Annotated in this window: 7 protein-coding genes; 5 read left to right on the top strand and 2 right to left on the bottom strand. The window is 65.8% G+C overall.

Annotation, left to right across the window (positions count from 1 at the left end):
- Positions 1 to 241 precede the first annotated feature (241 nt).
- Genes rnhB through LK540_RS23465 form a run of 4 tightly spaced genes read left to right on the top strand, consistent with a single transcriptional unit; the run spans position 242 to position 3,544 of the window.
- Positions 242 to 907, top strand: coding sequence for a ribonuclease HII (rnhB, locus tag LK540_RS23450; RefSeq protein WP_229439817.1), 666 nt, complete (start codon positions 242 to 244; stop codon positions 905 to 907).
- Entirely contained in the window at positions 904 to 1,695 is a 792-nt protein-coding gene (locus tag LK540_RS23455) for an RNA methyltransferase (RefSeq protein ID WP_229439818.1), read from the top strand. The genes rnhB and LK540_RS23455 overlap by 4 nt, the downstream gene beginning before the upstream one ends.
- 52 nt (positions 1,696 to 1,747) lie before the next feature.
- Complete coding sequence (locus tag LK540_RS23460) at positions 1,748 to 2,944, top strand: EAL domain-containing protein (RefSeq protein WP_229439819.1); 1,197 nt, start codon at positions 1,748 to 1,750, stop codon at positions 2,942 to 2,944.
- A gap of 12 nt (positions 2,945 to 2,956) precedes the next feature.
- Positions 2,957 to 3,544: a DUF6151 family protein gene (locus LK540_RS23465; protein ID WP_229439820.1), complete on the top strand. Its 588-nt coding sequence runs from the start codon at positions 2,957 to 2,959 to the stop codon at positions 3,542 to 3,544.
- Between the two features lie 3 nt (positions 3,545 to 3,547).
- On the opposite strand, the gene LK540_RS23470 is transcribed toward LK540_RS23465, so the two are convergent.
- Positions 3,548 to 5,896 carry an FdhF/YdeP family oxidoreductase gene (locus tag LK540_RS23470; RefSeq protein WP_229439821.1) on the bottom strand — a complete coding sequence of 783 codons (2,349 nt, stop codon included), beginning with the start codon at positions 5,894 to 5,896 and terminating at the stop codon, positions 3,548 to 3,550.
- Positions 5,897 to 5,999: 103 nt separating this feature from the next.
- Positions 6,000 to 6,833, bottom strand: a complete 834-nt coding sequence (locus LK540_RS23475) for a metallophosphoesterase (protein ID WP_229439822.1) — start codon at positions 6,831 to 6,833, stop codon at positions 6,000 to 6,002.
- 341 nt (positions 6,834 to 7,174) lie between these two features.
- Here LK540_RS23475 and LK540_RS23480 point away from each other — a divergent pair, with 341 nt between their 5' ends.
- Positions 7,175 to 9,478: an FdhF/YdeP family oxidoreductase gene (locus LK540_RS23480; protein ID WP_229439823.1), complete on the top strand. Its 2,304-nt coding sequence runs from the start codon at positions 7,175 to 7,177 to the stop codon at positions 9,476 to 9,478.
- Positions 9,479 to 10,003: the final 525 nt, after the last annotated feature.

Consider the following 10,003-nt stretch of genomic DNA (forward strand, 5'->3'; position numbering starts at 1 on the left):
GTCTCGCTAGCGTGTCATCCACGTTTGGCTGTGCGGAGCGAATCATCGCGGATGCGGACTTCGGATCGACACGTAACCGCGTGGGCACGGAGTGCCCACCCTACGGTGTCGCAGCTAACGGCGCGCGCAGCCCTGCGGCTCTGCTTTCACGCCCCCCCATGTACGCGTACAATACTCGGCATTCAAAATGCGCGAATTCAACCGCATAAAAGACAAGTTCTGAGAGATTCATAAGCAGCAGATGAGTAAAAAGCGCGTCAACTTCTATCCCGGCCTGCCGCCCCGGCTGCGTCCGTTCACCGAGCTCGACATCGTCTGCGGCGTCGACGAGGCCGGGCGCGGCCCGCTGGCTGGGCCGGTATTCGCCGCCGCCGTCATCCTCGACCCGAAGCGCCCGATCGAGGGCCTGCGCGACTCGAAGAAGCTGAGCGAAGCGCGGCGCGACGAACTGGCCCCGCAGATCCGCGAGCACGCGCTGGCCTGGGCCATCGCCCAGGCCTCCTGCGAAGAGATCGACACCCTGAACATCCTGCACGCCACCATGCTGGCCATGCGCCGCGCGGTGGAAGCGCTGCAAACGGTGCCGACCTTTGCCCTGATCGACGGCAACCGCTGCCCGACCATGGACATTCGCGCCCACGCCGTGGTTGAAGGCGACGACAAGTGCCACGCGATTTCCGCCGCCTCGATCCTGGCCAAGACCGCGCGCGACGCCGAACTGGTGCGCCTGCACGCGCTGTACCCGGACTACTGCTTCGACCAGCACAAGGGCTATGGCACGGCCCTGCACCTGGAACGCTTGCGCCTGCACGGCCCGTCGCCGGCGCACCGCCGTTCGTTCGCACCGGTGCGCAATTTGTTGCAGGTGGATTTGTTCGCGGCGCCCGAAGAAGTGGCCGTCGCATGAAGACCATCAGCTCGCGCGACAACGCCTTTTATAAAGAACTCAAGGCCCTGGCATCGAGCTCGCAGGCGCGCCGCAAGGCCGGCCGCACCCTGCTCGACGGCGTGCACCTGTGCCAGTCCTGGCTAGACCTGCGCGGCGCCCCGCTGCACTGCGTGGTGTCGGAAGAAGCGCTGCACAATCCGGAAGTCGGCAACATCGTCGCCCGCGTCGAACAGCTGCGCGGCCACGTGACGGCGCTGCCCGATGCGCTGTTCGGGGCGCTGAGCCAGGTCGAGCATGGCGTGAACCTGATGTTCCTGGTCGAGACCCCGCATCCGCAGGCGCCTTCGGCCATGCTGGTCTCCGCCGTGCTGCTCGATGGCGTGCAGGACCCGGGCAATGCCGGCTCCATCCTGCGCAGTGCAGCAGCGGCCGGTATCACCCAGGTATTCTGCAGCCCGGGCACGGCCTTCTGCTGGTCGCCGAAGGTGCTGCGCGCCGCGATGGGCGCCCACTTCGTGGTGGAGATTTTCGAGAACGTCGACCTGGCCGAATTGATCCGCGCATCGAAGATCGCGGTGCTGGCCATGAGCGGCTATGCCGAGCAGCAGCTGTACGATGTCGATTTGCGCCAGCCGACCGCCTGGCTGCTCGGGCACGAAGGGCAGGGCGTGGCCGACGAATTGATGGCGCTGGCCTCGCACCAGGTGGTGATCCCGCATGCGGGCCAGGTCGAGTCGCTGAACGTGGCGGCGGCGGCGGCGGTATGCTTCTTCGAGCAGCTGCGCCAGCAGCAGGCAGCACGCTAGCGCACCGTCGCGCATTGTAGAATTAACCCGGCGTTTCAACCCTGGAGTAGACATGGACATCGCGCATCTGCACTTCCTGGTCGCCGAGGCCGACAACGGCCAGCGCGCCGCCCTGGTCGAGATGCTGGGCCGGCTCGGCGCCAGCCGCGTTACCGACGTGCCCGACGGGCACATGGCGCTGCGCACCTTCCAGGCCAGCTTCACGCCGCGCCTGCACGTCGCCATCATCGACCTCGGCCTGCCGGGCATGGACGGGCTAGAACTGATCCGCAACCTGGCCACCCTCGACACCGGCATCAGCCTGGTCGTCACCGGCGCCCAGCCAGCCAACCTGCTGTTCTCGGTCGAGACCCTGGCCCAGGTGTATGGCATCGACCTGCTCGGCTCCATCGCCAAGCCGGTCACCGCCGCCAAGCTCAAACCCCTGCTCGACAACTACCTGCCGCCGGCGCTGCCCGCTGCGGGCGAGGCGTCGCCGCGCTTTTCCTTTGCCGAAGTGGGCGTGGGCCTGCAGAAGCGCCAGTTCGAACCCTTCTTCCAGCCGAAGATCGAGCTGGCCACCGGCCAGGTGAAAGGGCTGGAAGTGTTTGCGCGCTGGCGCCACCCCGAGCACGGCATCCTCGGCCCCGGCGCCTTCATGGACGCGCTGGAGCAGAACAACCGCATCGACTTCCTCGACTGGAGCATGATCGAGCTGTCGGTCGAGCGCTGCCGCTGGTTCCACGACCAGGGCACGCCGATTTCCATCTCGATCAACCTGGCGCCCGAAACGCTTGCCCATCCGGCCTTCCTGCGCCAGATCACGGCCTGCCTGGGGCGCCACGCGGTGCTGGCGGACTACATCACCTTCGAGATGCCGGAATCCTCGGTCCTGAACGAAGACCCGAACTTCATCGAACGCCTGGTGCGCCTGCGCATGATGGGCTTTGGCCTGGCCATCGACGACTACGGCACCGGACGCTCGAATTTGCAGCTGCTGGCGCGCATTCCGTTCTCGGAGCTGAAGATCGACCGCAGTTTCGTCGACGGCGCCTCGAAGCGCCGCCCGCTGGGCACCGTGCTGCGCTCCTGCCTGGGCCTGGCGCACAGCCTGGACCGCATGTCGGTGGCCGTGGGCGTGGAAACGCGCCAGGACTGGGATTTCCTGCAAGGCCTGGGCTGCACCTATGCCCAGGGTTACCACATCGCCAATCCGATGGAGGCGACCGCCTTCCCGGGGTGGCTCGAAGACTGGCGGCATTTCTTCTGAACGGAGGGATCGATGGGCATACGGGTACGCTGCCACTGCGGCAAGCTGCAGGGAGAATTGGAGACGAGCGCGGTGGCTGCGCGCGCGAAGTGCTATTGCCGCGACTGCCGCGCCTTTGCACGCTTCCTCGGCAACGAGGTCGAAATCCTCGACGGCGCCGGCGGCACCGAAGTGGCGGCGGCCTTGCCGTCGGGCCTGCGCTTCACGCAAGGCCTGGAGCAGCTGGCCTGCATGTCGCTCAGTCCGAAAGGCCTGTACCGCTGGTACGCCGCCTGCTGCCGCACGCCGATCGGGAACACGCCGCGCGACCCCAAGGTGTCTTACGTCGGCATCGTGCGCGCCTGCCTGGATGCCACGCCGGCCGAACTCGATGCCCAGCTCGGCGCTTCGCACATCAACGCCAACACCGAGTCTGCCTACCGCAAGATTCCCAAGACGCCGGTCGGCACGGCCCTGGCCCTGGTGAAGATCGGCAGCAAGGTGCTGGGCGCGCGCTTCGGCGGTGGTTACAGGAACAATCCCTTCTTCGCCTCCGGCAGCGCCACCCCGGTGCGCCAGCCCGAGGTGATCTCGAAGGAAGCGCGCGCCCGGTTGTACTGATCCTTACGCCGCCACGTCTTCGTCTTCTCGGTCGACGTGGCTGGCCTTGCCGCCTTCGGCCGCGCGGCGCAGGATGACCGGCACCGATTTATACGAAGGCGTGCCGCTGCGCCGGTCGAAATTCGCCAGCGCCACCAACGCGTTCGCTTCCGGATAGTAGGCCGCGATCGACCCTGGTGCGATGTCGAATGCCACCGCCACGAAGTTGCGCACGATGCGCGGCTCCTCGATGTTGTCGCAGGCCGCCACCGCTTCGATGTCGACCATGTCGCCGTGCTCCAGCCCGCGCGCGGCAAGGTCGGCGGCATTCACGAACACCACGTCGCGCCGGCCGGTGACGCCGCGGTAGCGGTCGTTCTTGCCGTAGATGGTGGTGTTGTACTGGTCGTGGCTGCGCACCGTGGCCAGCACCAGCACGTCCTGGGCGTCGGGCCGCGCCAGCGGGCGCTCGTCTTCCCTGGCGCAGGTGATGAAGTGGGCCTTGCCCGATGGCGTACGCCATTCGCGCCGCCCGGCCGGGCTGTCGAGGCGGAAGCCGCGCGGCACCCGCACCCGCTCGTTGTAGTCGTCGAAGTCGGGGAACACGGCTTCGATGGCGTCGCGGATGCGGTTGTAGTCGGCGATGAAGCCGTCCCAGTCGATCTTCGTATCCAGGAGGGTCGCCTTGGCGATGCCGGCGACGATGGCCGGTTCCGATTTCAGCAGGTCGGAGGCCGGCGGCAGCGAGCCGCGCGAGGCGTGCACCATCGACATCGAGTCTTCCACCGTCACCGACTGCACGCCATTCGCCTGCATGTCGAGTTCCGTGCGGCCCAGGCAGGGCAGCAGGAAGGTGTGCTTGCCGACCATCAGGTGCGAGCGATTCAGCTTGGTGGCGATGTGCACCGACAAATCGAGCTTGCGCATCGCCTCGAAGCAGACCTGCGGGTCGGGCATCGCGGTCGGCAGGTTGCCGCCCAGGCAGACCAGGGCTTTCGCGCGGCCCTCGTGCATGGCATTGAAGGCCTCGACCGCGCCGTGGCCGTGCTCGCGCGGCGCCTTGATGCCGAAGACGCGCTCCAGCGAATCGAGGAACTTGTCGCTCGGGATTTCGGTGATGCCGACCGTGCGGTCGCCCTGCACGTTGGAGTGGCCGCGCAGCGGGCAGATGCCGGCGCCTTCGCGCCCGATGTTCCCGCGCAGGAGCAGCAGATTCGCCAGTTGCTGCACGTTGCCGGTGCCGTGGCGGTGCTGGGTAATGCCCATGCCGTAGCAGATGATCACGCGCTCGGCCCTGGCGTAGATGCCGGCCGCCGTTTCCAGGTCGGCGCGCGGCAGGCCGGACACATGCTCGATCTCTTCCCAGGAGGTGGCGTCGATGTCGGCCACCAGTTCCTCGAAGCCGAGGGTGTGCTCGCGGATGAAACCGTCGTCGAGCAGGCCGGCGCCGCCGGCGGCGCGCTGCTCCGCATCCATCGCCAGCAGCGCCTTCATCATGCCTTTTACGACGGCGGTGTCGCCGCCGATCTTCAGCTGGTAGTAGTGCGAGGCGATGTTCACCGCTTTCCCGACCGTCATCTCGAGCGCGTGCTGGGGCGACTTGAAGCGCTCCAGGCTGCGTTCCTTGAGCGGATTGAAGACCACGATCGGCGCGCCGCGCAGCGAGGCGGCGCGCAGGGTCGCCAGCATGCGCGGGTGGTTCGTGCCGGGGTTGTGGCCGAACGAGAAGATGGCGTCGCAATGGTCGAAGTCTTCCAGCGTGACCGTGCCCTTGCCGACGCCGATCGATTGCGGCAGGCCGACGCTGGTGGCCTCGTGGCACATGTTCGAGCAGTCGGGGAAGTTGTTGGTGCCGTATTCGCGCACGAAGAGTTGATACAGGAAGGCCGCTTCGTTCGAGGCGCGGCCCGAGGCGTAGAACTCGGCCATGTTCGGGTCGGGCAGGGCGCGCAACTGTTCGCCGATGCGCCTGAACGCGTCGTCCCAGGAGATCGGCACGTAGTGGTCGGTGGCGGCGTCGTAGACCATGGGGTGGGTCAGGCGGCCTTCCCATTCGAGGTAGAAATCTTCGCGCTCCCAGAGTTCGCTGACCGTGTGCCTGGCGAAGAACTCGGGCGTGACGCGCTTGTTGGTCGCTTCCCAGGACACGGCCTTGGCGCCGTTTTCGCAGAATTCAAAGGACGAACCTTCGCGCGGGTCGGGCCAGGCGCAGCCGGGGCAATCGAAGCCCTGCGGCTGGTTCACCTGCAACATGATGGTCGTGCGCGTCGCCGACATTTCGCCGCGCAGGGCCTTGGCCACCGCCTGCAGCGCACCCCAGCCACCGGCAGGGCCGCCGTATTCTCCGATTCCTGGTACATCTTTCTTCGACATATATCCTCCTGAAACAATGGACGAAATTGTACGAAAAATGTTAAAGACAGGACGCTATCGAGACACAAGGAAACAAAAGCCGGGTTCGCCGCTCAGGGCATGCTCAGAGTTCGATCACCAGCTCCGGCCGGAAGCCTTCCTGCTCACCCTTGCTCAGGTAACCGAGCGGATTGGCGACCACGCGGCAGGACCAGGGCCGGCCGGCCTCGACGCCCGTGACCGTGTAATCGTTCATGCAGTGCAGGTGGCCATGCATCCAGATATCGGCCCAGGGGAATAGGGCGTCCATGGTATTGCAGAAGCCGGCCGTGCCCGCCGCCAGGCCGTAACGCGGGTCGGCGCTCAGCAGGCTGGGGGCGAAGTGGGTAACGGCGACCGTGACGCCGTCGAACGGTGTTGCCAGCGCCGCGCGCAGCCAGGCCTGGCAGTCGAGCGACATCTCGCGCAAGCCCTCGGCCAGGACCGGCACGCCGTCCCTCAGGGTCGTGTTCTTGCTGAGGTAATAGTTGGCGGCGCGGAAGGCCTTGCCGCGCAGTTGCAGCTGCTTCGTCAGGTCGGTTTCGCGGCTGGCCAGGGCGTCGAAGTCGCTCCACAGGGTGGTGCCGATGAAGCGCACGTGGCCGATGACGATCGTTTCGCGGTCCAGCCATTCGATGCCCAGTTCGGCGCAGGTGGTGCGCAGGCGGGCGTAGGTTTCCTCGTATTCGAGGCCGTCGAATTCGTGGTTGCCAGGGATGAAGAGCACGCGTGCCTTGCTTGCGCCGGGGCGCAGGGGCGAGAAGCGGGCCAGGCCGAAGTCGGTGCCCGTCAGGCGCGAGCCGGACTGGTAGGAGCCGATGTCGCCGGCGAGGACGACGACGTCGGTGTCCGCGGCGACGCGTGGCTGGAAGTCGGCGTAGCGTTCGAGGTGGAGGTCGGAGAAGAGCTGGATGCGCATAGCGGCGAAGTATAGCTGCAACGACAGTGTGCTGACGCATGGGTACGATTTGCGTAGGGTGGGCTCTCGAGCCCACGCTGTCTCATCGGGTGAGCGGCGGCGAAAGTGATGGGGCCGGTTGGCGCGAAAACGGCGTCATCGGGGTTCGTGGGGCTGTTGCCTGTTGCGTTAGCGGTGTGCATGATCCGCGTGGGCACGAGTGCCCACCCTACGGTTGCTGGCGGCGGCTCGGCGCCATGCGCCTCGGCGGCAAACCCTGGGAATCGGGTTTTCGGTACGCTCGCGCACAGAGTCATGCGCCACCCACGGTTACGGTGCATGCTCAATAGTAAGGAGATAGCATGAACGAGGAGTCGAAAGGATTGCGCGTCGAGGACCCCACCACGCCGGCCGGCGGCTGGGCTTCGGTGGCGGAGGTGACGAATATCCTGATGGACCAGCGCACCGTGCTGAAGGACAGCCGCCTGCTGCTCAAGCAGAACAAGCCGGACGGCTTTGCCTGCGTCAGCTGTGCCTGGGCCAAGCCGGCCAATCCGCATCCTTTCGAATTCTGCGAAAGCGGCGCCAAGGCCACGGCCTGGGAAACCACCAGCAAGGCCATCGGCGCCGACTTCTTCGAGCAATACAGCGTGCGCGAACTCGAATCCTGGTCCGACCACAAGCTGGAAGAGCAGGGCCGCCTGACGGTGCCGCTGCGCTACGACGCCGCCAGCGACCGCTACCGCGAAGTGTCCTGGGACACCGCTTTTGCCGAGATCGGCGCCGCCCTGCGCGCCTTCGAGCGCGACAAGGTCGTGTTCTACGCCTCGGGCCGGGCCTCGCTCGAAACCTCCTACATGTACCAGCTGCTGGCGCGCATGTACGGCAACAACAACCTGCCCGACAGCTCGAACATGTGCCACGAAAGCACCTCGGTGGCGCTGCAAAAGACCATCGGCGTGGGCGTCGGCACCGTAGTGCTGCAGGACTTCGAGGAAACCGACTGCATCTTCTTCTTCGGCCAGAACGTGGGCGTGAACAGCCCGCGCATGCTGCACCAGCTGCAGGAAGCGCGCGAGCGCGGCGTACCGATCATCACCTTCAACCCCCTGCGCGAGCGCGGGCTGGTGAGCTTCACCAATCCGCAGTCGCCGGTCGAGATGCTGACCAAGAAGGAAACGCCGATCAGCACCCAGTACCACCAGGTGAAACCGGGCGGCGACACGGCCGCCATCATGGGCCTGGCGAAAGCCCTGCTGGCGCTGGACGACGAGGCGGTTCAACGCGGCGAGCAGCGCGTGCTGGACGTCGCCTTCATCCAGGAGTACACGCACGGCTTCGACAAATTCGAAGCGGCGGTGCGCGCCTGCCCGTGGACCGACATCGTGCGCGAATCGGGGCTGCTGCAAGTGGACATCGAAAGCGCGGCGCGCGTATACGCTGGATCGAGCGCGGTACTCGGCGTGTACGGCATGGGCCTGACCCAGCACCAGAACGGCGTGCAGAACGTGGGCATGATCGTCAATTTGCTGCTCATGCGCGGGAATATCGGCAAGCCGGGCGCCGGCATCTGCCCCGTGCGCGGCCACTCGAACGTGCAGGGCCAGCGCACGGTCGGCATCACCGAAAAACCGGAGCTCGCGCCGCTCGACAAGCTGAAGGAGCAATACGGCTTCGAGCCGCCGCGCGAGAAGGGCATGAACACGGTGGAAGTCTGCGAAGCCATGTTGGCGCGCAAGGTGCAGGCCTTCATCGGCCTGGGCGGGAATTTCGTGCGCGCCGTGCCCGAGACCGTGTTGATGGAAGCGGCCTGGCGCGAGCTGCCGCTCACGGTGCAGGTATCGACCAAGCTCAATCGCAACCACGTCATCCACGGCAAGCAGTCGTACATCCTGCCTTGCCTGGGCCGCATCGAGATCGACCGCCAGGCCGCCGGGCCGCAGGACGTGACGATCGAGGACAGCACTTCGTGCATGCATGGCTCGCGCGGCGCGGCTGATCCGGTGGCAAGCACGCTGCTGTCGGAGCCAGCCATCGTGGCCGGCATTGCCAAGGCGACCCTGGACCCGAACCCGCGTGTCGACTGGGATGCCTGGGTCGGCAACTACGCCAGGGTGCGCGACGCCATCGAGGAAACCTACCCGGACATTTTCACGGACTTTAATGCGCGCATGTGGACGCCGGGCGGTTTCCGCAAACCGGTGGGCGCGGCGCACCGCGTGTTCGAGACCGAGAGCAAGCGCGCCGAATTCACCGTGCCCGAGGAACTGCCGGGCGACCCCGACATGGACGCCGGCCCGCCGGCGCTGCGCCTGTTCACGATCCGCAGCGACGGCCAGTTCAACACCACGATCTACCACGAAGACGACCGCTTCCGCGGCGTGTTCGGCAGCCGCATGGTGCTGTTCATGGCGCGCGGCGACATGGCGCGCCTGGGACTGGAGCAGGGCGATAGCGTGGCCTTGCGCACGCCTGCGGACGACGGCGTCACGCGCCGCGTGGAGGGCTTGTCGGTCGTGCCCTACGACGTGCCCGAAGGCTGCATCGCCGGCTACTACCCGGAGCTGAATCCCCTGATCCCGCTCTGGCACCACGCCAAGGAAAGCAAGGTGCCGGCGGCCAAGGCAATTGACGTATTGGTGGAGCGCAGCCGCGCCATGGCTTGATGTAGGGTGGGTACTCGTACCCACCGGTTTCATTGCTGGCGTCCCAATACTATTCGGGTATGCGGCGGAACCAGCAGGTGGGTTCGAGAACCCACCCTACGTCATCTGTCGGCTTTGTAGTTTTGTAGGGTGGGCACCTGTGCCCACGCTGTCTCATCCCGTGATCAGTAGCAACAGTGCCGCCAAGTCCGCGCGGCCTGAACACCTCCACACGGGCGCCTCGATATCGTCTCCAACGCCATCGCACAAACGCGTCTCGTTTGACCTGTGCAAACCGTCCTATCCTGTCGCGTTTTGTCTCGATTCATTTCAAACCAAAACGCTACAGAACGAGACACGATGCCCATCCCAAAAGTGACACGTTGATGCCAAGGCCCGTATAAGGTCCCCGGCCCCTGTGTTTGATACAGGGACATAGGTAACACATTGCTAGAGACATAGGTAACACCTTTTATGATCGTTGCAAGCCAACAATTTGGAGCTTGCGATGCCTTGGAAGGAGAGTTCCCTGATGTCTTCCCGTCT

Source organism: Massilia sp. IC2-278, from assembly GCF_020708045.1.
GTDB lineage: Bacteria > Pseudomonadota > Gammaproteobacteria > Burkholderiales > Burkholderiaceae_D > Telluria.

Coding starts and splice junctions, on each gene's coding strand:
- rnhB (WP_229439817.1), top strand. CDS start 242: ATGAGTAAAAAGCGCGTCAACTTCTATCCCGGCCTGCCGCCCCGGCTG.
- LK540_RS23455 (WP_229439818.1), top strand. CDS start 904: ATGAAGACCATCAGCTCGCGCGACAACGCCTTTTATAAAGAACTCAAG.
- LK540_RS23460 (WP_229439819.1), top strand. CDS start 1,748: ATGGACATCGCGCATCTGCACTTCCTGGTCGCCGAGGCCGACAACGGC.
- LK540_RS23465 (WP_229439820.1), top strand. CDS start 2,957: ATGGGCATACGGGTACGCTGCCACTGCGGCAAGCTGCAGGGAGAATTG.
- LK540_RS23470 (WP_229439821.1), bottom strand. CDS start 5,896: ATGTCGAAGAAAGATGTACCAGGAATCGGAGAATACGGCGGCCCTGCC.
- LK540_RS23475 (WP_229439822.1), bottom strand. CDS start 6,833: ATGCGCATCCAGCTCTTCTCCGACCTCCACCTCGAACGCTACGCCGAC.
- LK540_RS23480 (WP_229439823.1), top strand. CDS start 7,175: ATGAACGAGGAGTCGAAAGGATTGCGCGTCGAGGACCCCACCACGCCG.